Below are 13,296 nucleotides of genomic sequence, written 5' to 3'. Positions count from 1 at the left end.
GCATAATAACAAACATCCTTGGCCGCGATAGGGCCAGCTGATTTGAGGTAACAAACTCTCGTGAATGTTGATTTGCACTGCCATAGCACGGCCTCCGATGGCGCCCTGGCGCCCGCGGTTCTGGTGGCGCGGGCGTTCGAGCACGGCGTGCGAGTCCTGGCCCTGACCGATCACGACACCCTCGAAGGCCTCGACGAGGCCCGCAGCGCCGCCACGGCGCTGGGCATGCAGCTGGTCAATGGGGTCGAGTTGTCCTGTACCTGGGGCGGGGCGACCATCCATGTGCTGGGCTACGGTTTCGATGTGAATGCGCCCGCGCTGGTCCAGGCCATCGCGCAACTGCATGACGGGCGCTGGCTGCGGTCCGAAGAGATCAGCCGCAAGCTGGCCCTCAAGGGCATGCCCGGTGCGCTGGACGGCGCCCGGCAGATCCAGCAGGAACTGGGCGACAGCGGCAACGCACCGGCCCGGCCACACTTCGCCGACTGGATGGTGCGCGAAGGGTTCGTCAAGGACCGCGCCGAAGCGTTCCGCAAATGGTTAGGGGCCGGCAAGCTGGGGGACGTCAAGCAGCACTGGCCGACGCTGGAAGACACCGTCCAGACCCTGCGGGCCGCTGGCGCCTGGGTCAGCCTGGCACATCCATGGCATTATGACTTCACTCGCAGCAAGCGCCGCCGCCTGGTTGCCGACTATATTCAAGCGGGGGGGCATGCCATTGAGGTGGTCAACGGCCATCAGCCTGCCGAGCAGGTCGGTAGCCTGGCAATCCTGGCCCGTGAGTTCGGCCTGCTGGTCACCGCCGGCAGTGATTTCCATGGCCCTGGGGGCTGGTCCGAGATTGGCGAATACCGCCCGTTGCCGGAAGATCTGCCACCACTCTGGTGTAGATTCAAACATGATCCCGTTACCGCCGCCGTCTGAACAGGTAGAACACGTGAGTCAATTTTTCCAGATTCATCCGGAAAACCCGCAAGCGCGCCTGATCAAACAGGCCGTGGAAATCATTCGCGGCGGAGGCGTGGTGGTCTATCCCACCGACTCCTCCTACGCCATCGGTTGCCAGATCGGCGACAAGAATGCCGTGGAGCGAGTAAGACGCCTGCGTCAACTGGACGACAAGCACAACTTTGCGCTCATCTGCAGTGACCTGTCGCAGTTGGGCCTGTTCGCCAAGATCGACACCGGCACCTTTCGCCTGCTTAAGGCGCATTTGCCGGGGCCGTACACATTCATTCTCAACGCCACGCGAGAAGTCCCGCGGCTGTTGCTGCACCCCAAAAAACGCACCATCGGCCTGCGGGTGCCAAGCCATCCCATTGCCCTGGCGCTGCTGGCGGAACTGGGTGAGCCGCTGATGAGCGTCACGCTGATCATGCCCGGCGAGACCGAGCCTCTGACCGATCCCTATGAGATGCGCCAGATTCTCGAGCATCAGGTGGACTTGATCATCGACGGCGGTTTCGGCGGCATGTCGGCGTCTACGGTGATCAACCTGGCCGATGACGAGCCCCAGGTGGTGCGCGTCGGTTGTGGCGATCCGACGCCGTTCATGGTCGAGGCCTGAATGTCCGCCGTGGAAACCGCCGTGGACAATGCCGACAGCCAGGCCGGCGCGCAGCAGGAGCTGCCGTTCGCCATGGTCTATGGCCAGGCGGTCATGGAAATGCCCCTGGACCTGTACATTCCGCCGGATGCGCTGGAAGTGTTCCTCGAAGCTTTCGAGGGCCCGCTTGACCTGCTGCTGTACCTGATCCGCAAACAGAACATCAATATCCTCGACATCCCCGTGGCGGAGATCACCCGTCAGTACATGGGCTACGTCGAGTTGATGCAGTCGGTGCGCCTGGAACTGGCGGCCGAGTACCTGGTGATGGCGGCCATGCTCGCCGAGATCAAGTCAAGGATGCTGCTGCCGCGCTCGGCAGCGGTCGAAGAGGAAGAGGACGACCCGCGGGCCGAGCTTATCCGGCGCTTGCAGGAGTACGAGCGTTTCAAGGTCGCGGCCGAAGGCCTCGATGGCTTGAACCGGGTCGGGCGCGATGTGGTGGTGCCCAAGCTCGATGCCCCCGAGGCGCGGGCGCGAAAGCTGCTGCCAGATGTGAGCCTGGAAGAGTTGCTGGTGTCCATGGCCGAGGTCCTGCGCCGAGGTGATATGTTTGAAAGTCACCAGGTCAGCCGCGAAGCGCTGTCCACCCGCGAGCGCATGAGCGATGTGCTGGAGCGGCTCAAGGGCGGCGGTTTCGTGCCGTTCGTCGAGCTGTTCACCGCCGAGGAAGGGCGCTTGGGGGTCGTCGTGACGTTTATGGCGGTCCTGGAATTGGTCAAGGAATCCTTGGTCGAGCTGGTGCAGAATGAGCCGTTCGCAGCGATCCACGTGCGGGCACGAGCCGAATAACGAGCAAATCAATGAATCTGACTGAACCCCGCGAGCTGGCCCCCTTGCTTGAAGCTTTCCTGCTGGCCTCGGGAAAGCCGCAATCGATGGAGCGCCTGTTCGAACTCTTCGAAGAAGGCGAGCGGCCTGAGCCCGCCGTGTTCAAGAAGGCCCTGACGCTGTTGGGCAAATCTTGCGAGGGGCGGGCCTTCGAACTCAAGGAAGTGGCGTCCGGTTATCGCCTGCAGATCCGCGAGAAGTTCGCACCATGGGTCGGGCGCCTGTGGGAGGAGCGGCCGCAGCGCTACTCCCGCGCCATGCTCGAAACCATGGCATTGATTGCCTATCGCCAACCGATCACCCGCGGCGAGATCGAAGATGTGCGCGGCGTGGCGGTCAACAGCCATATCGTCAAGACGCTGTTGGAGCGCGAGTGGATCCGTGTCGTAGGCTATCGCGATGTGCCGGGCAAACCGGCGATGTTCGCCACCACCAAGGCCTTTCTCGATCACTTCAACCTGAAGAACCTGGATGACCTGCCGCCGTTGGCCGAACTGCGGGAGCTGGAACCCGAACCGATGCTGGCGTTCGACGATGCCCCGGTGCCCCAGGGGCTGCAGGAACTGGCTGACGCCAGTGCCGAGCCTGAGGAACCGAAGGAAGAGACCAGTTTCCACTCGTTGTTGCTGGAGCTGGACACCATGGAGGAGGGCTTGAAGACCGATTTCGACGACCTGCTACGTGAGGGGCCGGGGCCGGACGGCGAGACGGATGAGTTGCCGGAGCCTGACAGCGAGTCGGAGCCTGAGCCTGAGCCCGAACCTGAAGAGGACATCCTCGGCGTTGCCGAAGCCCGGGAAAAACTGCTGGCCGCCGTCGCCGCCCTCCAACCGCCGGAACCCGAACTGAGTGACGAAGAAGCCGAAGCCCGCGCCCTGGCCGAAGCGATCGAAAACGAACGGCGTCAGTTCGACGATTGATCCAGCTGACACCACAACACCCCTGTGGGAGCGAGCCTGCTCGCGATAGCGGTCTGTCAACTGACATTGTTGTGGATGTGAAATCGCTATCGCGAGCAGGCTCGCTCCCACACTAGATAATGAATTCCACCCCGTTACGCGCCACCGGTCGGCGGAAAAAGCGCCGGGCGCGCGTCGATCAGCTAGTCTCTGATGCGCAATCGCCTCAACGAGCGTATGATTCGCGACCCTTTGGCGATCCCTTCGTCAAAGACCCGTTTTCAAAGCGTCAGGCCAAGCCTGGCTCGACCACACCGGGAGGTGCCCAGAATGAAAGACCAAGACCAGAACGACAGCCAGGAAATTGGCCCAGCAGGCGAGAAGCTGCAAAAAGTCCTCGCCCGTATCGGCGTCGGTTCGCGCCGCGACGTGGAAGCCTGGATCACCCAGGGCCGAATCAAGGTCAACGGCAAAGATGCCACCTTGGGCCTGCGTGTCGACATGCACGACGCCATCACCATCGATGGCAAGGTGATCAAGCGCGAAGAGGCCGCCGAAACGGTGCGCCGCGTGATCATGTACAACAAACCCGACGGCGAGATCTGCACCCGTGACGACCCGGAAGGCCGTCCGACCGTGTTCGACAAGATGCCACGCCCCAAAGAAGGCCGCTGGATCAACATCGGTCGCCTGGACATCAACACCACCGGTTTGCTGATGTTCACCACTGACGGTGAACTGGCTAACCGTTTGATGCACCCGTCCTATGAGATGGACCGCGAATACGCCGTGCGTGTGCGTGGCGAAGTCGACGACGAGATGATCGAGCGCCTCAAGGCTGGCGTTGTGCTGGAAGACGGCCCGGCGCGTTTCACCGACATCAAGCAGGCTCCCGGCGGTGAAGGCTTCAACCACTGGTACCACTGCGTGGTGATGGAAGGCCGCAACCGTGAAGTGCGTCGTTTGTGGGAATCCCAGGGGTTGGTGGTCAGCCGCCTCAAGCGCGTGCGTTTCGGTCCGGTGTTCCTCAATTCCGACCTGCCGATGGGCCGCTGGCGCGAAATGAGCCAGTACGAAGTCGACATCCTGGCGGCCGAAGTGGGCCTCAAGCCGGTGGCAATGCCGCAGATGACCGCCAAGAGCAAGGACAAGCTGGAACGGATGCAGCGTAAATCCTCGCGTCCGATGGGCAAGACCGAGCGCGTGCGTACGCTGCGTCCGGCTGCCGAAGGCGCGCCGACGGGGCCGCGTCCTTCGCGCGAGCCGCAGATCGAAGGCGAACGCCCGGCCCGCAAGCCTGCCCCGCGTCCGGCCAACGGTCGGACTGAACGTGGTGAAGGGCGCGGTGCTCCGGCTGGCCGAGGTACGCCAGTCGCCGATCGCCCGGTCGACACCAAGCGTCCGGCCAAGCCAGCACCGAAAAAGCGTCCGGGTATCGTCCTGGCCGACCGCGACACGCCATCGGGCAAGCGCCGTGGCGCACCGGCAGGTTCGGGACAGCGTCCTGGGTTTGGGCGTCGTAAGCCGGAGTGATCGGCAACCGCCCATGAAAAAAAGCCAACTTTCGAGTTGGCTTTTTTTTGCGCTGGCTTTAGTGATGGGGCGCAAGTGAGTCCGCCTTCGCGAGCAGGTTCGCTCCCACAGTTAGATCTTTAGTGAATGGGAGATGCGTGTTCGGCGCCGTTCCATTGTGGGAGCGAGCCTGCTCGCGAAGAGGTCAGTAGCATCACCGCCATCTCTAAAGCACAAACCGCCCATCAAACATCGGCTCATTATCCAGCGCCAACATCCCCTTCTCGAAAATCAGATCCAGGTGATGGCTGCCCTTGGCCCCGCCGCCGAGCCCCAAGTGCAGGCCGCAATGACGCTCCTCGAAACCGGCATTGCGGGCGTACAGGCTCTTGACCCCTTCGTTGGTGCCAATCCCCAGCTCCTCGATGCGGCGGTTGGACGGGTTGGCGTCCAGGTATTTGTTGAAGTCGTGTTCCAGGCCTGGCACGTCGGTGGCGATTTTCTGGATGGTGGAGTCTTCGATCCACAGCTCCAGCGGCGATTGCAGCACACCATATTTGCGTGCGAACGGGATGGTGCTCAGGAACGTGCCGACGAAATTCACTCGGCCATTGATGGTGTCGCTGTGGGTGGCGATTTCGCCGGGGGCCAGGTCGTAGTTGCCGAGGCCGTTGATGTCGGTCCACTTCTTAACGCCGCCCAGGGCGGTGTCGAAATACGAACCGTGGTCATCCTGGAAACTCAAGCTCGTCGCCTGGGACATGCGCCGGATCAGGTGGCTGTTGAGCCCGGCGATACGCTGGGGAATCACGCTGAAAGTGTCGTAGAAGTAGTCGCCGTAGTCCTTGAACAGCAGCGATTTTTTCCAGTTGTCGGCCATCACGCCTTGCAGTGCGCGGACAAAGTCCGGGCCGTCGGGACGAGGGTTGGGCAGGGTGGAGGAGTCGTAGAAGAAAATATACAGATCGCTGTCGGCAATGGCCTTGGACAGGCGCTCCGTGGGCTCAAGGTCCAGGCGCATGACGCTGAACCGGAAGGGCGAGTCGCTGCCCGCCTGTTCGGCAATGGCACTGGTCAGCGCTTCATAGTCAGCGGTATGGCCGAGCAGCACCTTGGCGGGCTGGATGCCGACCAGGGCGGGATGGTGTTCGAGGTAGTAAAGGAAATGTGAGATGGCTCGTTGTGTGTCCATGCTTATTCTTCCCTGACAAGTGCATTAAACGTCCCTGGCAACCGGCAAAAGTGGCGGAGTCGACCGGCCGGATCGCCTCCGCCGGGCGCTGCCTACAGAGGCCACATCGCCGTGCCGAACGGAACGACGGCATCGGCCTGCATCATTTCAACGGCGGCTTCATGGGTTGGGGCTTCAAACCATTCGTCCAGTTGCAGTTCGGTTTCCAAGTCTTTGTCCAGTGCTTGCATAGTGAATCTCCTAGATGACTTTTACGGAAATCAGCGGTTCGGTTCGGCAAGTGAAAACAGACCGGCAACGGCACCGCAGAACTTGTCGGCACGATGCCTTGGCAAGTCGCTGAAAACCTAGTCGAGGGTTTTTTGGATTGCAAAAAATAATTTCATTATTTTCGTTTGAACTTTTTGTTCCATTTTTGGTGACAACATTACTCATTCAAAAACAGCTGCCTGGGTGTTTTTTTTAATAGGTAGCTACCTACCGTCAATTTGCAGTCAGCCCGCAAAAGATTGCTGCATGGCAACTCTTCGTTACGTGTTGTAAAGAAATGCTGACGAAAAATGCCCATCGCGGTGGCCGGAAACCGGGTCGCTCCGGGGTGTAAGGAAAATCTTCCGCAAGACCTGTCCAAGCGGGCTTTCAAAGGCTCTGGCCCGCTTGTTTCCAGTCGACCAGAAGGGTGAGATGCGCCTCATGCCTGTCGTGCAGGTGAATAACAAGAAGGAGGCGCAATGAACGCCGTAGCTCACATGCTTTTCTCCCGTCGTGGCGTTTTTCACGCTACACCCTTCAGGGACTCGCGAGAGTCTGGACACTTTTTTGCAGCCGCCCGGCAGGTTCGAGGCGGCCCCATGCAATCCCGGCAAATGACACGCTGATCCGGTGGTGTCTGGCAGCAGGGGGTCAGCGGTGTACAATGCGCCGCGTTTTACTGTGACCCTTCGCGTACCCACGCACTTTCAAGGTTATCCGCCTTGTTCACTCCGCCACGCCACAAGCGTGTCGGGTTCGATTTCGTCACAGATAAAAACAAACAGGTGACGCATGACCGTTGTAAAAACGCTGAATTCCTGGTGCCTGCGCTGGGGTTTGATCGGCGCTGCTTGAGATCCGATTCGAGCGGCAACGTCTAACGAACATCATCAAACCTTGCGTGAGACCCTTTTCATGAGTGGACAAAACTCGCATTCGGGCGAGCTGAAACGCGGCCTGAAAAATCGCCACATTCAACTGATCGCCCTCGGTGGCGCGATCGGTACCGGACTGTTCCTCGGCTCGGCGGGGGTGCTGAAATCAGCCGGCCCGTCAATGATCCTTGGCTACGCCATCTGCGGTTTCATCGCCTTCATGATCATGCGCCAGTTGGGCGAAATGATCGTTGAAGAGCCGGTGGCCGGTTCCTTCAGCCACTTTGCCCATAAGTACTGGGGCGGTTTCGCCGGTTTCCTCTCGGGTTGGAACTGCTGGATTCTCTACATCCTGGTGGGCATGTCCGAGCTGACTGCAGTCGGCAAGTACATCCATTACTGGGCCCCGGACATCCCGACGTGGGTGTCGGCGGCGGCGTTTTTCATCCTGATCAACGTCATCAACCTGGCCAACGTCAAAGTCTTCGGCGAGGCCGAGTTCTGGTTTGCGATCATCAAGGTCGTGGCCATTGTCGGCATGATTGCCCTGGGCAGCTATTTGCTGGTCAGCGGCCATGGCGGGCCGCAAGCGTCGGTGACCAACCTGTGGTCCCACGGCGGGTTCTTCCCCAACGGCGTCAGCGGCCTGGTGATGGCCATGGCAATCATCATGTTCTCGTTCGGTGGCCTGGAAATGCTCGGTTTCACCGCCGCCGAGGCCGACAAACCGAAAACCGTGATCCCCAAGGCCATCAACCAGGTGATCTACCGGATCCTGATTTTCTACATCGGTGCGCTCGTGGTGCTGTTGTCCCTGACGCCTTGGGACAGCCTGCTGACCACGCTCAACGCTTCCGGCGATGCCTACAGCGGCAGCCCGTTCGTGCAGGTGTTCTCGATGCTGGGCAGCAACACCGCGGCGCATATCCTCAACTTCGTGGTGCTCACCGCCGCGCTGTCGGTGTACAACAGCGGCACCTACTGCAACAGCCGTATGTTGCTGGGCATGGCCGAGCAGGGCGATGCGCCTAAGGCCTTGTCCAAGATCGACAAACGCGGCGTGCCGGTGCGTTCGATCCTCGCCTCGGCGGCGGTCACACTGGTGGCGGTGCTGTTGAACTACCTGGTCCCGCAGCATGCGCTGGAGTTGCTGATGTCGCTGGTGGTCGCGACCCTGGTGATCAACTGGGCGATGATCAGCTACTCGCACTTCAAGTTCCGCCAGCACATGAACCAGACCCGCCAGACGCCGCTGTTCAAGGCGCTGTGGTACCCGTACGGCAACTACATCTGCCTGGCGTTCGTGGTGTTCATCCTGGGCGTGATGTTGTTGATTCCCGGCATCCAGATATCGGTCTATGCGATTCCGGTGTGGGTGGTATTCATGTGGACGTGCTACGTGATCAAGAACAAGCGCAGTGCCCGGCATGAACTGGCTGTGGCGGCTGCTGCCAAGTAAGCAAGCCTGAAATACAACAAACCCGGCCAAGTGCCGGGTTTGTCGTTTCAAGCCAGGCACAAATCCTGTGGAAGCAAGGTCTGTGGGAGCACGGCTTGCCCGCGATGCAGTCACCGCGATTTGTCGATAGACCGCATTGTCGTTCATCGCGGGCAAGCCGTGCTCCCACAGACCAGTTCCACAGACCAGTTCCACAGACCAGTTCCACAGACCAGTTCCACAGACCAGTTCCACAGACCAGCTCCATAGGTCGGGCTCTCACAAGCCTCATTCCAGCGGTTTCGGTTATCCTGTGGGTCCTGATACCGGACACTTTCCATGCTGGCGATTTCCAACACCGTGCACATCCCGGACGCCGAGATCGAGCTGACGGCCATTCGCGCCCAGGGGGCAGGGGGGCAGAACGTCAACAAGGTCTCCAGCGCCGTGCATTTGCGTTTCGACATTCCGGCCTCGTCGCTGCCCGAGTTCTACAAGGAGCGGCTGCTGGCCCTGCGCGACAGTCGCATTACCAGCGACGGTGTATTGATCATCAAGGCCCAGCAATACCGCACGCAGGAACAGAACCGGGCCGATGCCCTGGAGCGCCTGACTGAACTGATCCTCAGCGCCACCAAGGTCGAAAAGAAGCGCCGCCCGACCAAGCCGACCCTGGGTTCGAAAAAGCGTCGCTTGGAATCCAAGACCAAACGCGGCTCGATCAAGGCCGGGCGCGGCAAGGTGGACTTCTAGCTTTTCTCCCGTTCCTGGCGATGCCTCGGCGCCTGTCGGTACAGGTAGACGCTCAATGCCAACCCGCCCAAGGCCGCCAGTGCGGCGAACAGAAAGATCGAGGCAAAGCCGAAGCCCGCGGCAATCGCACCGGCCAGCGGTCCGGTGATCCCCAGCGACAAATCAATGAACAGCGAATAAGCGCCCACCGCCGCGCCGCGGCTGGAGGCCGGCACCAGGTTGACCGCTTCCACGCCCAGCGCCGGAAACACCAGGGAGAAGCCCAAACCGCTCAACGCCGCGCCCGCGAGGGCCCAATGGGCATCCGGAGCGAGCCACAACAGCAGCAGGCCCAGGGTTTCCACCGACAGGCAGGCAATCGCCACGCGAAAGCCGCCCAGACGGTTGATCAGGTTGCCGAACAGCAGGCGCGCGCCGATGAAGCTGGCGCCGAACAAGCTCAGGCACAGCACGGCGTTGTCCCAGTGCTGGGTGGCGTAGTACAGGGTGATGAACGTGGCGATGGTGCCAAACCCGATGGAGCCCAGGGCCAGGCCGCAGCCGTGTGGCAGCACACGTCCCAGCACGTGCATGAACGGCAGGCGTTCGCCAATGACGATGGGCGCGGCGGTTTTGCGCCAGGCCAATGCCAACCCCAGCAAACCGAGCAAGATAATGCTCACGCCCATGCTCCACAGTCCCAGCGCATTGACCAGCCACACCCCCAGCGGTGCGCCAATCGCCAACGCGCCGTAACTGGCGATACCGTTCCAGGAAATCACCTTGGCGGTATTCGCCGCGCCGACCCGGCCGATGCCCCAGCCAATCGAACCGGAGCCCACCAGGCTTTCCGCGCTGCCGAGCACCAGGCGACCGATCAGCAGGCTGATCAGGCTGAACGTTGGCAGGTGGGCTGTCCAGGCAGACACCAGCATGAACACGCCGCTCAGCCCGCAGCCGGCGAGGCCGAACATCACCGCACGCTTGCTCCCCAGGTTATCGATGATCCGCCCTGCATAAGGACGACTGAGCAGGGTGGCCAGGTATTGCACGCTAATCACCAACCCGGCGATCACCGCGCCGAAGCCCAGTTCGCCGTGGACGAACCCGGGCAACACGGCCAGGGGAATGCCGATATTCAGGTAGCCGATAAAGGTGAACAGGACGATGGAAACGACTTGCAGCGTGACCGCCAGGGGGCGCTGGGAATCTGACATGGGAAAGAGGTCCGCGGAGCAGCAGGATAGATAGGCTGCTTATGATAACGGCGAGCGCGGGGTCAAGGCGGGGAAAAGTAAAACTATTTGCCCAATGGTGGCTCAGCTGTCGCTCTCACCGCTGACCAAGTGTGTGGTGACCAGTGCGGCGATGGCGTTTTCTTCGCTGCCAAAGCGCGCCAGCAGGGCCGCTTGTTTCTCGGCCGGAAGGCGGGTCCAGATCTCGACCATTTTCTCGGCAGTGCCGATCAGCACACTGGCCTGGGCTTCGCTGAATGGAGGGGTGTCATTGGTCATAGAGGGCTCGGGATTCAGGCAGTGTGGAAAACGCATCTTAGCGCTTTCCACACGGTCTGGTGGTGCGGGTCAATCAGTCTTCGCTGTCGGCCTGGCGGCGTTCAGTGGCTTCTTTGGGCTCGGGTTGCTGGACGTCTGCTTGCCCCCCGGCTTGTAGCGTGGTCGTCTGCTCAGTGTCGTGCAGGCTAGGGAAGGGGAGATTAGGGATCTCATGCATATCGCGCTCCTCGCAAAGTCTGTGGATAGATCTGGTAGATCCGCGCTTTTACAAAGCCTTTGCAGGATACAGCAGGAGAAATGACAAAAAGACTTTTAAATCCCGTCGGGCCGACAAAAGGGATTGTCTAGACACGTCATGTTCAATAGTCACGTCGCTTGCGAAATGCCCAGCGGCCGGCAATCAACGTGAAGGTCGCCACCAGTGCCACCAGGATCCAGAAGCCTTCGGGATCGCTGGCCAGCGGTACGCCGCCGACGTTCATGCCGAAGAAACCGGCAATGATGTTGATGGGCAACGCCAATACCGTCACCACTGTCAGGGTGAACAGGGTGCGGTTGCTTTGTTCGTTGAGGTTGGCGGCGATTTCTTCCTGGAGCAGCTTGATCCGTTCGCTCAACGCGGTGAGGTCGTTGATGATCAGGGCGAACTCCTCGGTGGATTTGCGCAGTTCCTTGACGTCTTCTTTCTGCAACCATTGCGGCGGACGGTTGAGCAGACGTAGCAATGAACCCGGCTCCAGGGCCAGCAAGCGCTGCAGGCGCACCAGTACCCGGCGGTTGCTGCCCAGCTCGGCGCGGTTGGTGGACAGCCGCGAGGACAGCAACTGATCCTCGACCTGGTCGACACTCAGGCTGGTCTTGCGCACGATCTGGGTCAGCACTTCGCCCTGATCGCGTAGCAAGTGCACGAGTAACTCCACTGGCGAGCGAAAGCATTCGCCGGCCTTCACCGACGAGCGCAGCTTGTCGACCGAGTGCAGGGGTTGCAGCCGCGCGCTGACGATCAATCGACTGTGCACGCAAACCCATAATGTGGAGACATCCGAGGACACCAGGTTGCTGAGGTTGAACACGACATCGTTCACCACGGCCAGCAACGCCGAGTCGACATGCTCGATGCGGGTCGAGCGCGAGCCTTCGTGCAAGGCTTCGAAAAACTCCTGGGGCAGGGCCAGGTGACTTTTCATCCAGCGCTCGCAGGCGGCATGAGCCAGGTTCAGGTGCAGCCAGAGGAACTCATCCGAGTCTTGCGGGTGTTGCAGGCACCGTAAGGCCTGGGCCGAATCGATCTCCTGCCCGCGTGCGCCGGGGCGGAAACGAAACCCGTAAAGCAGGCCAAACAGGTCCGGATCACGGTGGCTTTGGTCGATGCTGTGGTTCATGACGTCTCGCTGGCGGGAAGTGCCCGTCGCGCCTACAGGCTCACTTGAGCGCCATCTTCGCAAGTTTTCTTGATGGTTTTGTGACCGTTCCATTCGCACCGCCAAGCTGGCGCTACCGGCAGTCGCCAAGGTTCAAGAATGTCCCAGGCAGGCCGATGGTATGTGCGTACCCCTCCCTGCGATGCGGTGTGTTGCGACATGGAGGTCGGGACGTCGTTCCGTTGTTTTTGCTTAGAGATTGCTCCCTATGATTTTACAGAAGTCCCTTAGAGCCCAGATTCTTGCCCTGTTGAGCGGCAGCCTGCTGGCGATGTTGCTGATCGCTCTGGCGTCCTTTCATTTCCTTTCCAATGGTGTCCAGAACTATCGCAACCTGATCGATGGACCATTGCGTGCCTCGCAGTTGATTGACGAGGCCAACCTACAGTTCAAGGTGCAGGTGCAGGAATGGAAAAATGTCCTGCTGCGCGGCAAGCAGACGGCGGACCTGGATAAATACTGGAGGCAGTTCGAGGAACGTCAGCGTGAGGTCCAAGACATCCTTGGCCAATTGAGCGGGCATGAAGGTGTGCCGGCGCCAATCAAGACCCGCATCGTGGCCCTGCGCGATGAGCATCGTCAGTTGGGCGCGGCCTACCAAAAAGGCCGTGACGCATTTGTCGCCTCCGGTGGCGATTCGGCGGCGGGCGATGCGGCGGTAAAGGGCATGGACCGTGCTGCCAGTGAACAGATGAGTGCGCTGGTGGTGGAGCTGCGCAAGCTGGGCATCGAGGAGTCGACGCTGATCAGCGCCGGCGCCGATCGCACGATTATGCTGGGCACCGTGATCATGCTGGTGTCGGGCGTGCTGATTGGGTTGTTCAGCCTGTGGCTGGTCAATCGCAACCTGGTTCAACCGATCCGTAAACTGATCGACTACGTGACCCGACTCAGCCATGGGCATTTCGCCGAGCGTGTGACGAGCAACCGTCAGGACGAGCTGGGCAATCTGGCGGTAGCGGCCAACACGTTGCGCGATTTCCTTGCCGAAACCTTTAGCCGCCTGCAACGCAGTGCCACGGAA

Annotated in this window: 13 protein-coding genes and 1 pseudogene; 8 read left to right on the top strand and 6 right to left on the bottom strand. The window is 60.7% G+C overall.

What is annotated here, in order from left to right; all coding sequences use genetic code 11:
- Positions 1-60: 60 nt before the first annotated feature.
- The 5 genes from AACY42_RS00885 (at position 61) to rluB (ending at position 4,869) form a co-directional block, all read left to right on the top strand.
- Positions 61-924, top strand: coding sequence for a PHP domain-containing protein (locus tag AACY42_RS00885; protein ID WP_339475360.1), 864 nt, complete (start codon positions 61-63; stop codon positions 922-924).
- Positions 925-937: 13 nt separating this feature from the next.
- A complete protein-coding gene (locus tag AACY42_RS00880; protein ID WP_339475358.1) occupies positions 938-1,567 on the top strand; it encodes an L-threonylcarbamoyladenylate synthase in 630 nt (209 codons plus the stop codon).
- A gap of 132 nt (positions 1,568-1,699) precedes the next feature.
- A complete protein-coding gene (locus AACY42_RS00875) occupies positions 1,700-2,398 on the top strand; it encodes a segregation and condensation protein A (protein ID WP_339475711.1) in 699 nt (232 codons plus the stop codon).
- A gap of 11 nt (positions 2,399-2,409) precedes the next feature.
- Positions 2,410-3,357, top strand: a complete 948-nt coding sequence (scpB, locus tag AACY42_RS00870) for an SMC-Scp complex subunit ScpB (protein ID WP_339475356.1) — start codon at positions 2,410-2,412, stop codon at positions 3,355-3,357.
- A 309-nt stretch (positions 3,358-3,666) separates the two neighbouring features.
- Positions 3,667-4,869 (top strand): 23S rRNA pseudouridine(2605) synthase RluB, encoded by a 1,203-nt coding sequence (gene rluB, locus AACY42_RS00865; RefSeq protein WP_339475354.1) that lies wholly within the window; start codon positions 3,667-3,669, stop codon positions 4,867-4,869.
- Positions 4,870-5,074: 205 nt separating this feature from the next.
- Here the strand turns inward: rluB and AACY42_RS00860 are convergent, their stop codons facing one another.
- Both AACY42_RS00860 and AACY42_RS00855 read right to left on the bottom strand, forming a co-directional pair.
- Positions 5,075-6,040, bottom strand: a complete 966-nt coding sequence (locus AACY42_RS00860) for a leucyl aminopeptidase (RefSeq protein WP_339475351.1) — start codon at positions 6,038-6,040, stop codon at positions 5,075-5,077.
- Between the two features lie 92 nt (positions 6,041-6,132).
- Positions 6,133-6,270 carry a hypothetical protein gene (locus AACY42_RS00855; RefSeq protein WP_003178782.1) on the bottom strand — a complete coding sequence of 46 codons (138 nt, stop codon included), beginning with the start codon at positions 6,268-6,270 and terminating at the stop codon, positions 6,133-6,135.
- Between the two features lie 937 nt (positions 6,271-7,207).
- Between AACY42_RS00855 and AACY42_RS00850 the strand changes: the two genes are divergently transcribed.
- Together AACY42_RS00850 and arfB are read left to right on the top strand one after the other, a co-directional pair.
- Positions 7,208-8,626 carry an amino acid permease gene (locus tag AACY42_RS00850; RefSeq protein ID WP_339475350.1) on the top strand — a complete coding sequence of 473 codons (1,419 nt, stop codon included), beginning with the start codon at positions 7,208-7,210 and terminating at the stop codon, positions 8,624-8,626.
- 318 nt (positions 8,627-8,944) lie between these two features.
- The gene (gene arfB, locus AACY42_RS00845; RefSeq protein ID WP_013694088.1) at positions 8,945-9,358 is read left to right on the top strand and encodes an alternative ribosome rescue aminoacyl-tRNA hydrolase ArfB; all 414 of its coding nucleotides are present in this window, start codon (positions 8,945-8,947) and stop codon (positions 9,356-9,358) included.
- Here the strand turns inward: arfB and AACY42_RS00840 are convergent.
- The 4 genes from AACY42_RS00840 to AACY42_RS00825 all read right to left on the bottom strand — a co-directional run bounded on the left by AACY42_RS00840 (position 9,355) and on the right by AACY42_RS00825 (position 12,233).
- A complete protein-coding gene (locus AACY42_RS00840) occupies positions 9,355-10,554 on the bottom strand; it encodes an MFS transporter (protein ID WP_339475346.1) in 1,200 nt (399 codons plus the stop codon). The genes arfB and AACY42_RS00840 overlap by 4 nt on opposite strands.
- A 102-nt stretch (positions 10,555-10,656) precedes the next feature.
- The gene (locus tag AACY42_RS00835) at positions 10,657-10,887 is read right to left on the bottom strand and encodes a hypothetical protein (protein WP_339475344.1); all 231 of its coding nucleotides are present in this window, start codon (positions 10,885-10,887) and stop codon (positions 10,657-10,659) included.
- Positions 10,888-10,924: 37 nt separating this feature from the next.
- Positions 10,925-11,068, bottom strand: coding sequence for a hypothetical protein (locus tag AACY42_RS00830; RefSeq protein ID WP_339475342.1), 144 nt, complete (start codon positions 11,066-11,068; stop codon positions 10,925-10,927).
- Between the two features lie 142 nt (positions 11,069-11,210).
- Positions 11,211-12,233 carry a transporter gene (locus tag AACY42_RS00825; RefSeq protein WP_339475340.1) on the bottom strand — a complete coding sequence of 341 codons (1,023 nt, stop codon included), beginning with the start codon at positions 12,231-12,233 and terminating at the stop codon, positions 11,211-11,213.
- A gap of 247 nt (positions 12,234-12,480) precedes the next feature.
- On the opposite strand from AACY42_RS00825, the pseudogene AACY42_RS28505 reads away from it, so the two are divergent.
- A pseudogene (locus AACY42_RS28505) lies at positions 12,481-13,221 on the top strand (HAMP domain-containing protein); the annotation flags it as partial.
- Positions 13,222-13,296: the final 75 nt, after the last annotated feature.

The organism is Pseudomonas sp. RL_5y_Pfl2_73 (assembly GCF_963970515.1).
Taxonomy (GTDB): domain Bacteria; phylum Pseudomonadota; class Gammaproteobacteria; order Pseudomonadales; family Pseudomonadaceae; genus Aquipseudomonas.
Note: the sequence above shows the minus strand (reverse complement) of the source record. Positions and strands in the feature narration are given on the sequence as shown.

Bases quoted from the DNA above. Each gene is read 5' to 3' on its own strand.
- scpB (WP_339475356.1), top strand. From the start codon at position 2,410: ATGAATCTGACTGAACCCCGCGAGCTGGCCCCCTTGCTTGAAGCTTTC.
- rluB (WP_339475354.1), top strand. From the start codon at position 3,667: ATGAAAGACCAAGACCAGAACGACAGCCAGGAAATTGGCCCAGCAGGC.
- AACY42_RS00860 (WP_339475351.1), bottom strand. From the start codon at position 6,040: ATGGACACACAACGAGCCATCTCACATTTCCTTTACTACCTCGAACAC.
- AACY42_RS00855 (WP_003178782.1), bottom strand. From the start codon at position 6,270: ATGCAAGCACTGGACAAAGACTTGGAAACCGAACTGCAACTGGACGAA.
- AACY42_RS00850 (WP_339475350.1), top strand. From the start codon at position 7,208: ATGAGTGGACAAAACTCGCATTCGGGCGAGCTGAAACGCGGCCTGAAA.
- arfB (WP_013694088.1), top strand. From the start codon at position 8,945: ATGCTGGCGATTTCCAACACCGTGCACATCCCGGACGCCGAGATCGAG.
- AACY42_RS00840 (WP_339475346.1), bottom strand. From the start codon at position 10,554: ATGTCAGATTCCCAGCGCCCCCTGGCGGTCACGCTGCAAGTCGTTTCC.
- AACY42_RS00835 (WP_339475344.1), bottom strand. From the start codon at position 10,887: ATGCGTTTTCCACACTGCCTGAATCCCGAGCCCTCTATGACCAATGAC.
- AACY42_RS00830 (WP_339475342.1), bottom strand. From the start codon at position 11,068: ATGCATGAGATCCCTAATCTCCCCTTCCCTAGCCTGCACGACACTGAG.
- AACY42_RS00825 (WP_339475340.1), bottom strand. From the start codon at position 12,233: ATGAACCACAGCATCGACCAAAGCCACCGTGATCCGGACCTGTTTGGC.